We start from the raw sequence: 15,423 nt of genomic DNA on the forward strand, positions 1-15,423 counted from the left end.
CACCTGCTGCGTGCAGCGCCGCTCAGGTGCTGCGTTGCGCAGCGATGAACTTCGCCAGGTTTTCCACCGAGTGGAAATGCTGGCGCGTATCGGCGGAGCTGGCGTCGAGTTTGACGTGATATTTCTTCTGCACCGCGACCCCGAGTTCCAGCGCGTCGATGGAATCGAGCCCCAGGCCGTCGCCGAACAGCGGCGCGTGCGGGTCAATGTCCGCAGGGCTCACGTCCTCAAGATCGAGCGAGGTGATGATGAGCTGCTTCAATTCTTCGATCAGGTTGTTCATGGGCTGCCAGTTGCTGCTTGAAGAAATTCTCCAGATTGCGGTTCAAACGGCGCGCGGCCACGGTGTGCGGCAGGTCCGGCTCCGCGCCCAGAGCGTTCAGTGCCTGCGGCGGATAAAACTTTACCAGCAAGCGCCAGCGCCGGTGCGGTGCCCGATGCCAGGGCATGCTCTTGAACAGCGCCGGCGGGTCGCAGCAGATCAGCACCGGCAGGATCTGGCAGCCGCTGCGCACCGCCACCTGGGCGGCACCGCGCCGGAAGTGCCAGTCCTGTCCGGGCTCAGTGCGCGTGCCTTCCGGAAACATCACCAAAGTGCGGCCTTGTTGCAGGACCTGTACGCACTCCTCCACGAAGCGTGCGGGATCGGCATTGCTGATGTAGCCGGCGGCTGCGACAAAGCGCTGGTACATGGGATTGCGCAACATCGCGCCCTTTACCACGCAATCGGCCTGCGGCAGCAGCGCGAGCAGCGCCACCATGTCCAGGTACATAGGGTGCGTGGCGATCAGCAGCTTGCCTTCCGTGTGCTGCAGCCATTCGCGGCCCTGCACCTCCACGCGCCCCACGCCCAGGCCGGCAACGAACGCGAGCAACATGCGGAACGATCCGCTCACCACGCGGCGCACGCGGCGTTGCCGCTGCGCCAAACTGCCGGGCCAGAGCTGCACGAGCGGCAGCAGGGTGAAGCTGGCGACGAGGCTCAGGCCGCCGTAGAGCGCGATGCACAGGCCGGTCCCTAGCGCACGGCGCCAGCGATCAAGCCTGGCCAGCACGCTTACTCCTTTCCAGGCGCCAGCCTTGTTCTGCGCCGATGATCGCACTCGCCGAGTGCTCCACAAGGAAGCGCAGCAATGCGGCCTCCGGATTTTCCGTTGCGCGTTCGGCGCATGGAATCAACCGGCAGCACTCGCGTTCCGGCGCGGCGGGTTCGAGGAGCAGCGAGATGGAGAATGCCGCGTGTTGCACGCCGCGCCCGGGCGCCGTGTCATAGGGTGGCGGCAGGCCTTGGTCGGCGTAGCACATCACCACATGCTCCGCGCCCGCGCTCACCTGGCAGGCGGCTTCGAGCAGTCCCATGCCGAGCGAATCGCGGCCGGCGGCCACCGCCGTGGCGGCGCTGCGGTCCTTGCGCGCGATCGAACACAAACCCGTGGTGCCGTTGTGCACCGACACACTGAAGACCGTGGGCGACAGAGGCTCGTCGTGGGCAAGGGCGGCCAGCAATTCCAGCGTGCGCGCCAGTGAACCATCGCGGGAGGCGAAGACGAATTGCGCCGCGTCCAGGCCGGCGAGACAAGGCCACGCGGTGTGCAAGGCCATGCGTCCCAGCCGGTCAAGTCGGCGGCGCAGCAGCGCCGGCAACTGACTCACGTCTGCTTGTGAAACCGCCGCGTTAGGTGCTTTGCCTGCAAGCCACGCATCCCAGTCGGCTGCGGACTCCATTCCCGGCGCCCAGGCGTGCCAGCGGCTGACGGCGAAACCTCCGATGTGTTCCCCAGTTTGCTGCATGCCGTGACAGATTTCGAATGCCGCCTCGTGATTCAGGCCAAGCGTGCGGCTGCAGAGCATTCTAGTCTGCGCTTCTTGCAGCGTGCAAGCGCGCTTGCGCCGGAGAAAATGATTTCACTGATATTCCGCTGCACAAGCCAGTACGCTTCCAGCACGCAGACGATACAGGAAGGGGACGGTGACCAGCACGCCGAGCGCTGCACCCGCGACAACATCCAGCGCCACGTGTTGTTTGGTGGCCAGGGTCGAATACACGATGGCCAGGAACCACACGAGGTTGGCGATTCGCGGCCAGACCGGAGCGCGCACCTGTTTGAGCCAGTGATCCAGCCACAGGCAGGTGAGCACGGAGAATGCTACGTGCAATGACGGGCAGGCATTGCCGGAAGCGTCCACCGATTTCAGAAACGCCACCGACGGATAGCGTGCCCAGTCGATGTCCGGCCGTGGCACCGCCGTCGGCCAAAAATAGAAAATTCCAAAACCGATGAGGCTTGCCCAGGTGACCGACCACACGTAGGCCAGCAACTCGCGGTGGGCGCGCAGTAACGCCGGTACCAGCGCTATGTAGGCCCACAGGCTGGCGTACAGCACCAGGCTCCAGGGCTGGAACGCGATCCATCGGTCCATGCGCGTGAGCGGCATGCGGGTCAGCGGAAACTGCGGGTGGCGCAGCAGCCAGAAGTACCCGAGAAAAAATACCGCCATGTACAGCAGCGTGGCGGGAGCCCGGTATGGCCAGTGGCGCTTGAGACACGCGCCCTGTTGCCACCAGATCGCTTGTGAGTGTGATGCTGTCATGCCGGGCGCATTGTAGTGCACGCATGACGACGGCCGGCGCAAACCAAGTGCATTCAATAGTCAATGCTGCGGATCACCCAGGCCACCATGAATCCGAACGCGTTCTGGTGACGCTCGCTGACCAGTGGACTGGCGTTGAAACTCGCGCCACCCAGATTGATGTAGCGGTAAAACGCGCCGTACACCATGTTGCCCTGTCGCCAGCCGAAGCCCAGGGAAAGGCGGTAGCCGCCGCGGCCGCTGCCGGCAACGTAGGCCGGGCGCGCGGCGGTCGCAAATTGCGGCGCCACGCCATAGATGTAATTGAAATAGTCGCTGGTGGCGTACAGCGCGGAGAACGTAAGGTCGGCGTGAAACTCGCGCTGGCCGTCACGCCATGCGCGTGACAGTTCGATCCAGGGTTCGCTCACCCAACCGCGGTGGTGCAGCGCCCAGCCGTCGGTGCTGATCGCGGCGCGTACCGGCAGCCCGAGCTCGAGTCTCAGGCCCGTACGCTCGTCGCGCCGCGTGCGGAATTTGAGCGCCGGTCCGGCTTCGCCGATCCAGCCCAGATTCGGCATGCCGCTGCGTTCCGCGTCGCGCGACGAGTCCACCGGCACTGAGGCGCTGAAGTCCACGTCGATGGCCCAATGCTCGGTGTTGAGGAATTTCCCGGTGACCCCGTTGCGGTCGGCGTCGAGGCGCGGGGAATGCACGGTGATGTAGGGCAGCGGCAGCAGAAAATTCCAGTAGCGTGCCGCGCCGGGGTAGTCCGCGAAGTGCGCACCGGCGATGCCGATGCCCAACTCGATGCGGGTAGTCTGGACAGCGGCGGGCGGCGCATTGTCCGCGTGCGCGCACGGCAGGAGTCCGACGGCGGCGGCCGCCGCAATCAGCACGCGGATGCGCATAGACGCTCACTCCCGGTTGGCGCGCGTGCTATTGTTCTTGGCAGTACGCGGCCGGTCAAGCCAAGCGCGTGAAAATCACCGTTCAGATAGCGCTCGCGGATTTCGTGGATGCCGATCATGGGCGGCGCGAACGCGCACTGCTGCCCGCATTGCATCCTGCGGAACAGGCGCGCTATCGCGCGTTCGGCCATGCGCGTCGCCGCCACGTCTGGCTTGCGGGACGCGAGCTCCTGCTCGCCGCGCTCGCGCGCCAGCGGCCACAGGTGGATCCAGCGGCGTTGCGCACCGATGCGCGCGGCGCCGTCCGCTACGACGGCGGCGCGTGCGTCAGCCTGAGCCATTCCGGGAACTTGCTGGTCGCGGCGCTGGCCTCGGTCCCGGTCGGGGTGGACGTCGAGCAGCCCCGGCCGCGTGCCTGCGTGCGGCAGGCCGGACGGCTGTTCGCGCGCGCCGAAGCGCGGTACTTGCAAGCACTCGCGCCGGCCGCACAAGAGTCCGGGTTCTATGCGCTCTGGACGCTCAAAGAGGCCTTCGCCAAGGCCGCCGGCATGAGCCTGTGGGAGGCGCTGCGGGCCGCGGAATTCGATCTGCACGCGCGCCACTTGCATACGTCCGCGGCGCCGGTCGCCGACTGGAGCTGCGTACATGCGCGCACCGCTCGCGGCGCGCATTTGGCGCTAGCCGTGCAGAGTGCCGACCATGGCGTGCGACTCGAATGCCGGCGCCGCAGCGCGACGGGCGACTGGCTTGGCGAAAACCTGATCGAGCGCACGGCCATACGCAGCGCGGAATCATCGTCATGTGTCCTGGCGCAGGTTGGCTAGCCTATGCGGATGAACGAAGTGGATAGCGTTTCTGCTCCCGCGATGCGCACGCGACCGGTTTTGCGCTGGCGCTGGCTGCGCTGGAATCTGCATCACCTGACGCTTGCTTACATCGTGGTGGTCACGGCCGGCATGCTGGCGTTCGCCTGGCCATGGTGGGTACTGGCGCTGCCCGGTGCCGCGCTGGTGTGGCTGGTGGCCGACGGCATGCTGCGCCCGCGGTCCAGCCTGTTTTATCCCACCGTCACCCACGGCGTGCGCAGTAGCGGCTGCGTGGCACTTACGTTCGACGACGGGCCGGACCCGGTCGTCACGCCCCAGGTTCTGGATGTACTCGCCCGCTACCGCGCCCACGCCACGTTTTTTGTAATCGGGAAAGCGCTGAGCGCGCAGCCGGATCTGGCGCGGCGCATGCTGGCCGAGGGACATGCGCTTGGCAATCATTCCTGGCAGCACTCGCGTTGGCAGAATTTCCGCCAGTTTCGCTGGCAACTGCGCGAGCTCGAGCGGGGCGAGCAGGCGCTCGCTGCGCTGCAGGGCGGCGAGCGCCCGTACCTGTACCGGCCGCCGGTCGGGCTCAAGCGCCCGGAACTTGCATGCGCCGTATGGCAGCGCGGGCTTACGCTGGTGGCGTGGTCGCTACACAGCCGCGATACTTTTGCGCGCAATCCCGTGTGCGTCGCGCGCCGGGTGCTGGGCAAAATCCGCGCCGGCGACATCGTGCTGCTGCACGACGGTCACGACCGGGCCGGGCGGCGGCGGGAGCACTGTGTGGAGGCGGTGCGCCTGATTCTGGATGGGCTGCACGCGCGTGGTGAACGCTGCGTAACCGTGCCGGAATTGCTGCAAATTTCCCGCCGCTCAATGCCACCTGCGGCGTGACCCCCAGGTCGGCGCCACCGGGCTGGCCACCGGTGTTTGCGCCCCCGGCGGGAACCATTAACATACTCGCTGTCTTGGGTCGTGCCGCGCATGCTGGCACGCCCGGCCGCCCTCCAGTCCACAATCCGGAACTCAGTATGGATTCGCAGCAGGTATTCCAGACTCTCAAGAACACGCTGGTGGAGCAGTTCGAGCTCGATCCGGCCAAAGTCACGCCGCAGGCGCGGCTGCAGGAGGATCTGGATCTGGACAGCATCGATGCGGTGGACATGATCATCAAGTTGCAGGAAATCACCGGTCAAAAGGTGCATCCCGAGGATTTCAAGGAAGTGCGCACGGTGGGGGACGTGCAGCGCATCATCGAGAAGCTGCTGGCCACACAGGCTGCGCCGGCTTGAGTGCCGGTAATGCGCGCGGCCGGCACGCTGGAGGCGGGCGATGCCGCAGCGTGTAGTGGTGACCGGCATGGGGGGATTGACCGCGCTCGGCCATGACTGGCCGGCCATCGCGGCGCGCCTGCACGCACGACGTTCCGGCGTGCGCCACATGAGCGAGTGGGACAGCTACGCGGATCTCAATACCCGGCTGGCAGCGCCGGTCGCAGCCTACGAACTGCCGCCGCACTACAACCGCAAGAGCATGCGCAGCATGGGGCCGGTGGCGGTCATGTCCACGCGCGCCACCGAGCTGGCGTTGGCGGATGCGCGCTTGTTGCAGAACCCGGTGCTCAAATCCGGCCGCACCGGCATCGCGTATGGCGCCTGCTCCGGCAGCGCGGAACCGGTGGTGGTGTTTGGCCGCATGGCGAGCACCGGCAGTCTGCGCGGTGTGACTTCCAATACCTATGTACAGATGATGAGCCACACCGGCGCGGTCAACATCAGCCTGTTCTTCGGCATCACCGGGCGCATTATTCCCTCCAGCAGTGCCTGCACTTCCGGCAGCCAGGCCATCGGCTTTGCCTACGAGACCATCCGCGCCGGCAAGCAGACGGTGATGATCGCGGGCGGTGCCGAGGAACTGAGCATCGGGCCGACCGCGGTGTTCGACACGCTGTTTGCCACCAGTACGCGCAACGCTGCACCGCACACCACGCCGCGGCCTTTCGACCGCGACCGCGACGGCCTGGTGGTGGGCGAGGGCGCGGCCACGCTGATTCTCGAAGAGCTGGAACACGCGCAGCAGCGTGGCGCGCCGATCTATGCGGAAGTCGTGGGATTCGGCTGCAATGCCGACGGCGCGCATATCACCCAGCCGCAGACCGAGACCATGGCGGTGGTCATGCAACTGGCGCTGGAGGATGCGGGCCTCACGCCGCAGGCCATCGGCTACGTCAACGCCCATGCCGCGGCCACGGAACGCGGCGACATTGCCGAATCCTTCGCCACTCACCAGGTATTCGGCAAACGCATGCCGGTGAGCTCGCTCAAGAGTTATTTCGGTCACACACTGGGCGCGTGCGGCTCGCTGGAAGCCTGGCTGAGTATCGAGATGATGCGCGCCAACTGGTTTGCGCCCACGATCAACCTGGATAACGTGGACTCGGAATGCGCGGAACTCGATTACCTGACCGGGGACGGGCGGAATTTTTCCGCCGAATACATCATGAGCAATAACTTTGCTTTTGGTGGCATCAATACAAGTCTCATATTCCGCCGATGGTCCTAACCCTCCATGGTGAGCTGTCCAGCCCCGCCATCCTTGGCGGGGCGTGCGCCGTATACGGCGCACCCTTTGGCGGCATCCATACCAGCCTGATCTTCCGGCGCTGGCAGGATCGGTGATCACAGCCACTTGGCGCGCTTCAGCACGATGAACAGCACCACGCACACCACGACGGTGACGCCGATCACCACCGGATAAGCCCAGGGTTCCCGGAGTTCCGGCATGTCGTGGAAGTTCATGCCCCGTACCAGCTCGCGAGCAGCGTGGGTACGGCGAGCAACGCGGCCCATCCGGCCAGACGCTTGACCACTTCGTTCTGGCGCACGCTGATGAGCGAGAGGTTGACGCTCATCGCAGCATTCAGCAGCTCGCGCATGGCGTTGACTGCGTCGCTGCTGCGCAGTACGTGGTCGTGCACGTCGCGGAAATACGGGCGTACCTCGTCGCGGATCACTTCGGGGTGCAACCGCACCAACTGGTTGAGAATGTCCTGCAGCGGCGCAGCCGCGAGTTTCAGGGTGAGCAGTTCGCGCTGCATGTCGTACAGGCGCCGGGTGACGTCGCGGTTGGAGAGTTGCGTGAACACGGCATGTTCCAGTTTCAGCAATTCCTGCCGGTACGCCTGCACGATCGGCAGATAGTTGTCCACGATGAAATCCAGCACCGCGTACAGCGCATAGCTTGGGCCGAGTGCCAGATGCCCGGGGTTTTGTTCGCAGGCGCGCCGCACCGCAGTGTAGGGCTGCGAAGCGCCGTGGCGCACCGTCAGCAGGTAGCGTGTGCCGATGAACAGGTGGGTTTCGCCGAACACGATGTTGCCGCCGGCAAGTTCCGCGGTCTGCACCGCCACGAACAGGGAGTTGCCGTAGGCCTCGATCTTGGGACGCTGGTGCGCGGAGTGCGCGTCCTCGATGGCGAGTTCGTGCAGGTCAAATTCCTCCTGCATCTTGTCCAGCATCGCCGCGTCCGGCTCGACCAGCCCGACCCATACGAAGCCGTCCGGTTGCGCGAGGAAATCGCTAATCTCGTCCAGCGTGAGGTCACGGGCCTTGCGGCCGTCTGCGCCGTACGCGACACAGTTAGCGATGGCCGGATTGAAAGTCGCAGGTGTCTGATTCATGCTTCAGGCAGCGGCGCGCACGCTGGCGAGTGGCGGAGGCATCGTGTCCTTGATGTCATGGCCAGGTAGTGGTCGCGATTGTGGCATGGCGCATAAGTTAGTGTCGAACCGCGGCAGGACGCATAATTGGAATTGGGCTAACGCGTCCAGCGGGCCAGCGTGGCTTGAAATTGCCCGGCGGAATCAGCGTCGGGTCGGCGCAGGCCGTGAACCGGAAACCAGGGGTACGGGTATGAGGCTGCGGTACGCCGGGCTCGCCGTGCGGGCAGTGTTGTTGGCGGCGCTGGCGGCGCTCGGTGTTTGTGCGCCGGCGCAGGCACGCCAAGCTGCCGGCCATTTTGTACTGCAGGAATCCTGCGGTCTTCCCCATCCAGCGCAAACTACGCTCACGCTGAACGGCGCTCTGGCTACGGTGGATTTTTCGCCGGGCGGAAAGGGCGACACGCTCATTCTTAAAGCCATCACTGAAGCGCGCACCAGCATTCGCGTGCAGGCTTATAGTTTCAGCGATCGGCGCATCCAGCGGGCGCTCGGTGCCGCGCGGGCGCGGGGCGTGGATGTCGAGGTGATACTCGACAAGTCCGATACCGAGAGCTATGAGCACCGCAAGCCGGTGGCGGCGGTGATTGCAGCCACAGGCATCCCGGTGTGGATTGACTCCTCCGTGCGCATCGCCCACAACAAGGTGATGATCATTGACAACGCCGATGTCATCACCGGCTCCTACAATTTCACCTACGCGGCTGCCTACGACAATGCCGAAAATCTGCTCTACATCCGCAATGCGCCGGCACTGGCCCAGGAGTATCTCGCCAACTGGAACTGGAGGCGCAGCTGTGCGCAGCCGTACCGCGGCAATTGATCGGAGCCGTCAAGCCGGCCGCCCGGCCCACACCGGCTTGCGTCAGTGCGTGACGGCCGGTGGGAGCTTGATGATCTTCAGCTGCGAGCGCATGGCACTGCCACACATTTCACGGAGTGTCATGCCGGCCACGTAGGCGGGTTGCAGCACGCCGTTGATGGTGAACGCGTGGTATTTGAAGCCGCGCTTGTCCTTGTCAATCAGGAATTGGAATATCGCGGTCGCAGGTTTGCCGCCGTAGGTAACGATGCCGCTGACATTGACGAAATCGCGACCTGTGGAATCCGCGCCGGCTTCCCAACGCGGTGAGGCGAGGTAACTGTCCACTTGCTGTTCCACGCTGCGTTGCGTGCAGTCATTCAGCGACGAGGTTTTCACCAGCGCGATGACACCGGGGTCGGGTATCCACTGTGGAGCGGCCGTCAGCAGCGCGCTGGGGGAATGGGCGTTGGCGGGCGATTGACCGGACGTGGACTGGCCGCAACCCGCGCTCAGCCCCGCGGCCGTCACCAGCGCCGCGGCGATCACTGTCCATTGCATGCAGTACATCTGCGCGTCTCGTTTTCGGAAAGCAACATGAATGTTGTCGGCGGTGCGGCGATTATCGCGCGCCTCGGTCCCGGGGCGTAAGCGTCATCGGCGCACGGTTGGCGCTCGCGCACATCTCCATGAGCGTGAGTGCGGCGACGTATATGGTCTGCGGCACTCCGTTGATGGTGAAAGCATGATACTTGAAGCCGCGCTTGTCCTTGTCAATCAGGAACTGGAACACGGCCGCGGTCGGCCGTCCGTTGTAGGTGACCCCGCCGTGGATGTTGACAAAATCGCGACCCCGGGAATCGGCGCCGGCTTCCCAGCGGGGCGCTGCCAGAAATGCGTTGACTTCCTGCTCCACGGTGCGCTGCTTGCAGTTGTCGAGATAGGAACTTTTCACCAGGGGAATGTCACCGGCGTCCGGCATCCAGCGCGGGTCGGCAGCGAGCAGCCCCTGGTTCTGCCTTTGTTCCGCCGCCACCTGCGCCGCCGTGGGTTTGGCGTAGCCGGTCTGGATGATGACCGCAGCCAGCACTACGCCCGCAATTAGCACCAACTCCACGACGAGCGCACCCGCCAGCCAGTTGCCGAGCTGCCAGCGCCGTCGCGTCCGCAGGTAGGCCGGGTAGCCGGCCGGCCAGAGCAGCGTCACCAGCGCCAGCCAGCCGAGCATGGTTTGCATGGGGCGCCCGGAGTCCCACGCGGCCGGGGACTGGAAAATCTCGCTGGCCGCGAACGCGCCGCACACCAGCACCATGAGCACCAGCACCAGGACGAGTCCGACCGTCGAATGGGTGGCGAGCGCCACCGCCAGCAACGCCACGGCCGCCAGCACCGGCGTAGCCAGCAAGAAAATGCCGTGATCCGCACTCGTGGTGCCCGAGGCCAATAGCTTGCGCGCCACCGGCGCGCCGGGCGAGGCGCCGCACTGCGCGCAGCGACTGCCGGGCACGGTGTGCGCGCCGCAGTGTACGCAGGTCGTCGGAGTGTTGCCGCCGGTTGTCATGCGATTGTAAATACCGATGCGGCCGCAGCCGCCGGCGATCGGCGAACGCGCAGGTATTTCAAGGTTGGGTTACGTCAATCGGTTGACGGCAAACAAAAAGCCCGAACAAACGCTTCCTCCGGGCCGCGGGAATGCGCCATGCCGAGCGCACACGTGGCTGTCATTTGAGCTGGTCCAGCACCTGCATTTCGGGTACTGCCAGAAACGTGTGCGGATTGTCCGGATCGTGGCTCACCGGCAGCGTGCCACACATGAGCTGCGAGAGCGCGGTCTTGCCGTCTATGCCCGGCTGCGGACTGCCGCCCAGATCGTATTTCAGTACCTGGCCGCGCGCGTTCCATTCCCTGGGCAAATCGCGTGCACTCGGGCGCACTTCCACTGTGACCTCGATCCAGCGGTTCCAGCCCCAGGTTTCGGTGTGGAAGTTGTAGGGATTGCCGCCGTTGGACGCCTGCGTGGCGTGCCAGTTGATGAGGTCGTAGCCGCGCTGATTGAGACCAATGCAGGAAATGGTAAGTTGCTTCACGGCCCGTTGAATGATGTGCTGGTTGTCAACCGGCACATTCGGCGCCATGGATACGGTTTTGTCGGGAGTTTTGCCACAGGCGCCGAGCAGCAGGGTGGCAAGCATGACGATGATGAACCTGTTCATGGCTACACACTCCGTTTGCCGCCAACCTGCAGAAAGTATAGATCAGGGAATCGGGACCGGGTTGCGCCTCAAGGCCGGCGCCGCCGGCCATGCGCCAGCAGGTACCACATCAATCCGCCCAGGACCACCACCAGGACCAGGATGAAATACAGACTGCCCTGATCAAAGTATCCGGCGTAGCGGCGCAGGTGACGCCCGAGGAAATAGGTGCCGAGGCCCCAGACGCCGACCCAGAGCAGGGCGCCCGTGGCATTGAAGAGCAGGAAACGCCTGAAACTCATGGCCGCGGTTCCAGCCACCAGTCCATTCACCTGGCGCAGGACCTCGAAGAAGCGCGCAAACGTCACCACCCAGCCGCCGTAACGGGTAAAGGTCGTCTGCATGCGCTCGATCTGCGCGTCGCCGATGCGCACGTATTTGCCGAAACGCATGATCAGACGGTGGCCGCCGAAATAGCCGATGGCATACCCCAGGCTGTCGCCGATGGTCGCTGCCAGGAAGGCGATGATCAGCACCAGAACGATATTGAGCTGGCCGTGCGATGCCAGTACCGCGGCGGCAATCAGCAGGGTCTGGCCGGGGGCGGGTACACCAAAACTCTCGACGAAGATGACCGCAAACAGGATTAAGTAACCGTACTGCGTGAGATACGGCTCGAGCCATGTCAGCGCATCATGCAGGAACCCCATGAATCTGTGCTCGGCGCGAATCAGCGTGGCGGCATGGTAACAGATGAACCGCGGGCGCTGCCTGCGGTTGGATTACCGTACCCGGCGTACTCCCGACGTCAGACCGGACGACATTTTGCGTGTGGGCGTTGGCCGGATGACGAGCTTGCCAGGCTCAGATTGTGGTGCGCCGCGCACGCACGCGCATCCGCCCGGACCACGCAAGCCCTCGTAAAAGTGGTTTGCATGAATCACTGGGGCGCACGCCGGGGCGGCGCCCCGGGCCGTGGGCGTAGGCGGGTTCCTGACCCATGCAAGCTGCGGCGTACCGGGTATGAATGGCGAAAAACCACCGATTAACGGTCTTGTCCCCGTTTTATGTTCAGGCGCATCATGTTGAAGCCCGTTTGGAGGGCCTGATTTCGCTTGCACCCGCGTTGTTTGGACAGGTCCCGGTTCACACCAGGGAGTCGGCCTTGGAGATTAATGCCATAGACGCCCGCTTGCTTCTTAATTTTGGCCTGTTCAGCCAGCTGGCAGCCGCTGTGCTGCTGGTCGTGTTGTTCCTGTTGCTGCGACGGCATGCGCTGCGACGGCCGTACTTCCGTGCCTGGAGCAGCGCCTGGATTGCGCTCGCCATAGGCCTGGCCGCGCTCACCCTGCGCTACAACCTGCTGCCTTTGGTCCTGGGCCAAGGCTCCGGCATGGATCGGTGGGTCACGGGCTGCAATTTCATCTATCAGTTCGGGAAGCTGGCGTTTCTGCTGCTGCTGCTGCATGGCACGCTGCTGTACCTCAAGGGCGGGGCGCATGAGTCATTTGGCTTCATGCGCTGGTTGTGGGCCGGAGTGGGTGCGATCACCCTGGCATCCGTGCTCGCGTCTTCCAGTCTGCAGGCCGTAATGTTCTGGCAGGGACTCTGCAACCTGGTGGTATTTGTGTTTTGCGCAATCGCAATGCTCGCGTTGCCCAAGTCGCGCCGCAGCTTGGGGACACGCACCACCGGCACGGTGCTGGCAGCCATGGCATTGCTGTGGTTGGCCTATCTGATGGCGTTGGCCAGTACCGTGGTACCCCAGGTACACGCGACCGCGGGCCTGGAAGCCCTGCTGAACGGCCCCAACAATTATCTGGACCTGATTCTTGGCATGTTGCTGGCGTTCGGCATGGTGCTGGTGCTGTTCGAGGACCTGCGCCGGGAGATAGACACCGCTCACCGGGAGTTGCGCGTGGCGCACGAGCAACTGCTGCGCGAGTCATTTATCGATGCGCTCACCGGCGCCTACAACCGGCGCGCGCTCAGTGAGGGTACCGGACTGGAGGACGCCAAAGGCAGTTTCGGCGTGCTGGTGGCATTGGACGTGGACAACCTCAAGGACGTAAACGACGCGTATGGCCACAAGCATGGCGACGCACTCTTGCAGCACTTGGCCTCGGTATTGCGCGCCGGCCTGCGGCCGTCCGACAAGCTGTACCGCATGGGTGGCGATGAATTCCTGGTGGTGATGCCGCGCGCGGTGGTGCGCACGGCCGCGGCGCGCATCAAGGAAATCATCGCCAACGCCCCGCCGCTGCGACTCGCCGACAGCGACACATCGCTGGAGCTGCGCGCCAGCGTTGGTGCGGCGGAGTTCGCCAGCATCGAGGAGCTCGACATCGCGCTGCATAGCGCGGATCGCTCCATGTACGATCAGAAGCGCGCCAGCCACCAACAGCACCCCGTGTTGCCCGGAGCCGTCAGACTGCAGAACGGCCACTGACCATGGACTCCGCGGTCCCGACGTGCCGGCGGCGGGCGGATATGCGCTGAATCCGGAGCAAGCAGCTGTCATTTTTGGCGCGCTGGGCTATGCTTCACGGAATAGGCAGGCGCGGCGCACGGCGCCTTCCGACCTGCGGACATGGCGCGTTTCCGGAGTCCAAGTGAAACCTACTGATACCACCCATCCCGACTACTTTCACAGGGTCGTGGATTGCCAATGGGCGTGCCCGGCCCACACCAACGTGCCTGAATACATACGCCTGATCGCCCAGGGGCGGTTTGCCGACGCCTACATGCTCAACCGGGAATCCAACGTGTTCCCCGGCATCCTGGGGCGCACCTGCGACCGGCCCTGTGAACCTGCCTGCCGCCGCGGGCGCGTGGATGAAAAACCCGTGGCCATCTGCCGGCTGAAACGCGTAGCCGCGGATTACAGGGAAGATATCCGTGCACGCCTGCCGAAAATCCCGCAACAGAAGAACGGCAGGCGCATCGCCTGCGTGGGCGCGGGCTGCGCTTCACTTACGGTCGCCAACGATCTGCTGCCGCTCGGCTACCAGATCACGATGTTCGAAAAGCAGCATGAACCGGGCGGCCTGATGCGCACCAATATTCCCGCGTTCCGCCTGCCGGTCGCGGTGCTCACGGAAGAGATCGACATGATTCTCGACATGGGTGTGGACCTGAAGCTGGGTGCGCCGATCGACAGCATGCGCGCGCTGCTCGCGCAGGGTTTCGACGCCGTATTCGTGGGCAGCGGCGCACCGCGCGGCAAGAATCTCGAGATTCCCGGCCGCCACGCCGATGACGCGCACGTGCATATCGGCATTGACTGGCTGGAATCCGTGGCCTTCGGCCACATAAATTCGGTCGGCACGCGCGTGCTCATCATCGGCGCCGGCAATACCGCCATGGACTGCTGCCGTTCGTCGCTGCGCATCGGTGCCAGCGACGTGAAAGTCATGGCGCGCAAGCCGCTCACCCTGACCAAGGCGTCCGACTGGGAACTGGAGGAGGCGGTCGAGGAAAGCGTAGCGATGGTTGAGTGCCACTCACCGAAGGAATTCGTGGTCGAGAACGGCAAGCTGCAAGGCATGAATTTCGAGGTGCTTGAGTACCACGAAGAAAATGGCCGGCTGAAATCGAAGAAAACCGGCGAGAAGTTTTTCCCGGCGGACGACATCATTCTCGCCATCGGGCAGGAAAACGCGTTTCCCTGGATCGAAAACGATCTCGGCATCGAACTCGATCAGTGGCACGTGCCGGTGGTAAACAAGACCAGCATGCAGTCCACGCGCAATGGCGTGTTCTTCGGCGGCGACGCGGCCTTTGGTCCCAAGAACATCATTTGGGCGGTGGAGCACGGACATCAGGCGGCGATCTCGATTCACAGGTACTGTAATGGCGAAGACATTGCCGAGCGCCCGGCGTACGGCATGAACCTCGTGAGCACCAAGATGGGAATCCACGAGTGGAGTTACAGCAACAGCTATGACCCGTCCGCGCGGCGGCTGGTGCCGCACGTGAGCCTCAAGGAGCGCTTCAAGAAGATCAACATCGAAGTGGAACTCGGCTTCACGGCCGAGCAGACCGAAGTGGAAGTGGAGCGTTGTCTGAATTGCGACATCCAGACGGTATTCTTCGCGCCGCTGTGCATCGAGTGCGACGCCTGCATTGACGTCTGTCCCACGCACTGCCTTACCATCACCGCCAACGGCGAGGAAGCCGAGCTGCGCACACGCCTGAAAGCGCCGGCCGAGAATCTCACGCAGCCGCTGTACGTGTCGGCAGCACTGAAACAAACCGGACGCGTCATGGTCAAGGACGAGGATCAATGCGTGCACTGCGGGCTGTGCGCTGAGCGCTGTCCCACGGCGGCCTGGGACATGCAGAAATCTACCGTGAAAATTGCCTACGCGGGCGATCTGTCAGCTCCGGTTGCGCCCGTGCGCAAGCGTGCTTGAAC

Annotated in this window: 16 protein-coding genes and 1 pseudogene; 7 read left to right on the forward strand and 10 right to left on the reverse strand. The window is 64.3% G+C overall.

Annotated elements, in window-relative coordinates:
• Nucleotides 1–22 precede the first annotated feature (22 nt).
• From VJR90_01540 to VJR90_01560, 5 genes are read right to left on the reverse strand one after another with little or no spacing between them, the layout of a single operon-like run.
• Nucleotides 23–283 (reverse strand): phosphopantetheine-binding protein, encoded by a 261-nt coding sequence (locus VJR90_01540; GenBank protein HKV96159.1) that lies wholly within the window; start codon nucleotides 281–283, stop codon nucleotides 23–25.
• Nucleotides 228–1,055 carry a lysophospholipid acyltransferase family protein gene (locus tag VJR90_01545; protein HKV96160.1) on the reverse strand — a complete coding sequence of 276 codons (828 nt, stop codon included), beginning with the start codon at nucleotides 1,053–1,055 and terminating at the stop codon, nucleotides 228–230. Before VJR90_01545 ends, VJR90_01540 begins: the two co-directional genes overlap by 56 nt.
• Entirely contained in the window at nucleotides 1,039–1,851 is an 813-nt protein-coding gene (locus tag VJR90_01550; GenBank protein HKV96161.1) for a beta-ketoacyl synthase chain length factor, read from the reverse strand. Before VJR90_01550 ends, VJR90_01545 begins: the two co-directional genes overlap by 17 nt.
• A gap of 54 nt (nucleotides 1,852–1,905) precedes the next feature.
• Entirely contained in the window at nucleotides 1,906–2,592 is a 687-nt protein-coding gene (locus VJR90_01555; protein HKV96162.1) for a phosphatase PAP2 family protein, read from the reverse strand.
• A 53-nt stretch (nucleotides 2,593–2,645) separates the two neighbouring features.
• Nucleotides 2,646–3,482, reverse strand: a complete 837-nt coding sequence (locus VJR90_01560; protein ID HKV96163.1) for a MipA/OmpV family protein — start codon at nucleotides 3,480–3,482, stop codon at nucleotides 2,646–2,648.
• Between the two features lie 68 nt (nucleotides 3,483–3,550).
• On the opposite strand from VJR90_01560, the gene VJR90_01565 reads away from it, so the two are divergent.
• The 4 genes from VJR90_01565 (at nucleotide 3,551) to VJR90_01580 (ending at nucleotide 6,856) form a co-directional block, all read left to right on the forward strand.
• Nucleotides 3,551–4,306, forward strand: coding sequence for a 4'-phosphopantetheinyl transferase superfamily protein (locus VJR90_01565; protein HKV96164.1), 756 nt, complete (start codon nucleotides 3,551–3,553; stop codon nucleotides 4,304–4,306).
• Nucleotides 4,307–4,324: 18 nt separating this feature from the next.
• Nucleotides 4,325–5,188 carry a polysaccharide deacetylase family protein gene (locus VJR90_01570; GenBank protein ID HKV96165.1) on the forward strand — a complete coding sequence of 288 codons (864 nt, stop codon included), beginning with the start codon at nucleotides 4,325–4,327 and terminating at the stop codon, nucleotides 5,186–5,188.
• Between the two features lie 137 nt (nucleotides 5,189–5,325).
• Nucleotides 5,326–5,586, forward strand: coding sequence for an acyl carrier protein (locus VJR90_01575; GenBank protein HKV96166.1), 261 nt, complete (start codon nucleotides 5,326–5,328; stop codon nucleotides 5,584–5,586).
• A 40-nt stretch (nucleotides 5,587–5,626) separates the two neighbouring features.
• Complete coding sequence (locus VJR90_01580) at nucleotides 5,627–6,856, forward strand: beta-ketoacyl-ACP synthase (GenBank protein ID HKV96167.1); 1,230 nt, start codon at nucleotides 5,627–5,629, stop codon at nucleotides 6,854–6,856.
• 116 nt (nucleotides 6,857–6,972) lie between these two features.
• Here the strand turns inward: VJR90_01580 and VJR90_01585 are convergent.
• Nucleotides 6,973–7,973: pseudogene (locus tag VJR90_01585) on the reverse strand (magnesium and cobalt transport protein CorA).
• 232 nt (nucleotides 7,974–8,205) lie between these two features.
• On the opposite strand from VJR90_01585, the gene VJR90_01590 reads away from it, so the two are divergent.
• On the forward strand, nucleotides 8,206–8,835 hold the full coding sequence (locus tag VJR90_01590) for a phospholipase D family protein (protein ID HKV96168.1): 630 nt from the start codon (nucleotides 8,206–8,208) through the stop codon (nucleotides 8,833–8,835).
• Nucleotides 8,836–8,877: 42 nt separating this feature from the next.
• On the opposite strand, the gene VJR90_01595 is transcribed toward VJR90_01590, so the two are convergent.
• The 4 genes from VJR90_01595 to VJR90_01610 all read right to left on the reverse strand — a co-directional run bounded on the left by VJR90_01595 (nucleotide 8,878) and on the right by VJR90_01610 (nucleotide 11,716).
• Nucleotides 8,878–9,375 carry a hypothetical protein gene (locus VJR90_01595; GenBank protein HKV96169.1) on the reverse strand — a complete coding sequence of 166 codons (498 nt, stop codon included), beginning with the start codon at nucleotides 9,373–9,375 and terminating at the stop codon, nucleotides 8,878–8,880.
• A gap of 61 nt (nucleotides 9,376–9,436) precedes the next feature.
• Complete coding sequence (locus VJR90_01600; GenBank protein HKV96170.1) at nucleotides 9,437–10,375, reverse strand: hypothetical protein; 939 nt, start codon at nucleotides 10,373–10,375, stop codon at nucleotides 9,437–9,439.
• Nucleotides 10,376–10,535: 160 nt separating this feature from the next.
• Complete coding sequence (locus tag VJR90_01605) at nucleotides 10,536–11,027, reverse strand: hypothetical protein (protein ID HKV96171.1); 492 nt, start codon at nucleotides 11,025–11,027, stop codon at nucleotides 10,536–10,538.
• 68 nt (nucleotides 11,028–11,095) lie between these two features.
• A complete protein-coding gene (locus VJR90_01610; protein HKV96172.1) occupies nucleotides 11,096–11,716 on the reverse strand; it encodes a DedA family protein in 621 nt (206 codons plus the stop codon).
• 455 nt (nucleotides 11,717–12,171) lie between these two features.
• Between VJR90_01610 and VJR90_01615 the strand changes: the two genes are divergently transcribed.
• Both VJR90_01615 and VJR90_01620 read left to right on the forward strand, forming a co-directional pair.
• Nucleotides 12,172–13,455 (forward strand): GGDEF domain-containing protein, encoded by a 1,284-nt coding sequence (locus tag VJR90_01615; GenBank protein ID HKV96173.1) that lies wholly within the window; start codon nucleotides 12,172–12,174, stop codon nucleotides 13,453–13,455.
• Between the two features lie 163 nt (nucleotides 13,456–13,618).
• A complete protein-coding gene (locus VJR90_01620; GenBank protein HKV96174.1) occupies nucleotides 13,619–15,421 on the forward strand; it encodes an FAD-dependent oxidoreductase in 1,803 nt (600 codons plus the stop codon).
• Nucleotides 15,422–15,423: the final 2 nt, after the last annotated feature.

Source organism: Gammaproteobacteria bacterium, assembly GCA_035279405.1.
In the GTDB taxonomy this organism is placed as follows: domain Bacteria; phylum Pseudomonadota; class Gammaproteobacteria; order Natronospirales; family REEB76; genus REEB76.

Coding starts and splice junctions, on each gene's coding strand:
- VJR90_01540 (HKV96159.1), bottom strand. CDS start 283: ATGAACAACCTGATCGAAGAATTGAAGCAGCTCATCATCACCTCGCTC.
- VJR90_01550 (HKV96161.1), bottom strand. CDS start 1,851: ATGCTCTGCAGCCGCACGCTTGGCCTGAATCACGAGGCGGCATTCGAA.
- VJR90_01555 (HKV96162.1), bottom strand. CDS start 2,592: ATGACAGCATCACACTCACAAGCGATCTGGTGGCAACAGGGCGCGTGT.
- VJR90_01560 (HKV96163.1), bottom strand. CDS start 3,482: ATGCGCATCCGCGTGCTGATTGCGGCGGCCGCCGCCGTCGGACTCCTG.
- VJR90_01575 (HKV96166.1), top strand. CDS start 5,326: ATGGATTCGCAGCAGGTATTCCAGACTCTCAAGAACACGCTGGTGGAG.
- VJR90_01580 (HKV96167.1), top strand. CDS start 5,627: ATGCCGCAGCGTGTAGTGGTGACCGGCATGGGGGGATTGACCGCGCTC.
- VJR90_01590 (HKV96168.1), top strand. CDS start 8,206: ATGAGGCTGCGGTACGCCGGGCTCGCCGTGCGGGCAGTGTTGTTGGCG.
- VJR90_01595 (HKV96169.1), bottom strand. CDS start 9,375: ATGCAATGGACAGTGATCGCCGCGGCGCTGGTGACGGCCGCGGGGCTG.
- VJR90_01600 (HKV96170.1), bottom strand. CDS start 10,375: ATGACAACCGGCGGCAACACTCCGACGACCTGCGTACACTGCGGCGCG.
- VJR90_01605 (HKV96171.1), bottom strand. CDS start 11,027: ATGAACAGGTTCATCATCGTCATGCTTGCCACCCTGCTGCTCGGCGCC.
- VJR90_01610 (HKV96172.1), bottom strand. CDS start 11,716: ATGGGGTTCCTGCATGATGCGCTGACATGGCTCGAGCCGTATCTCACG.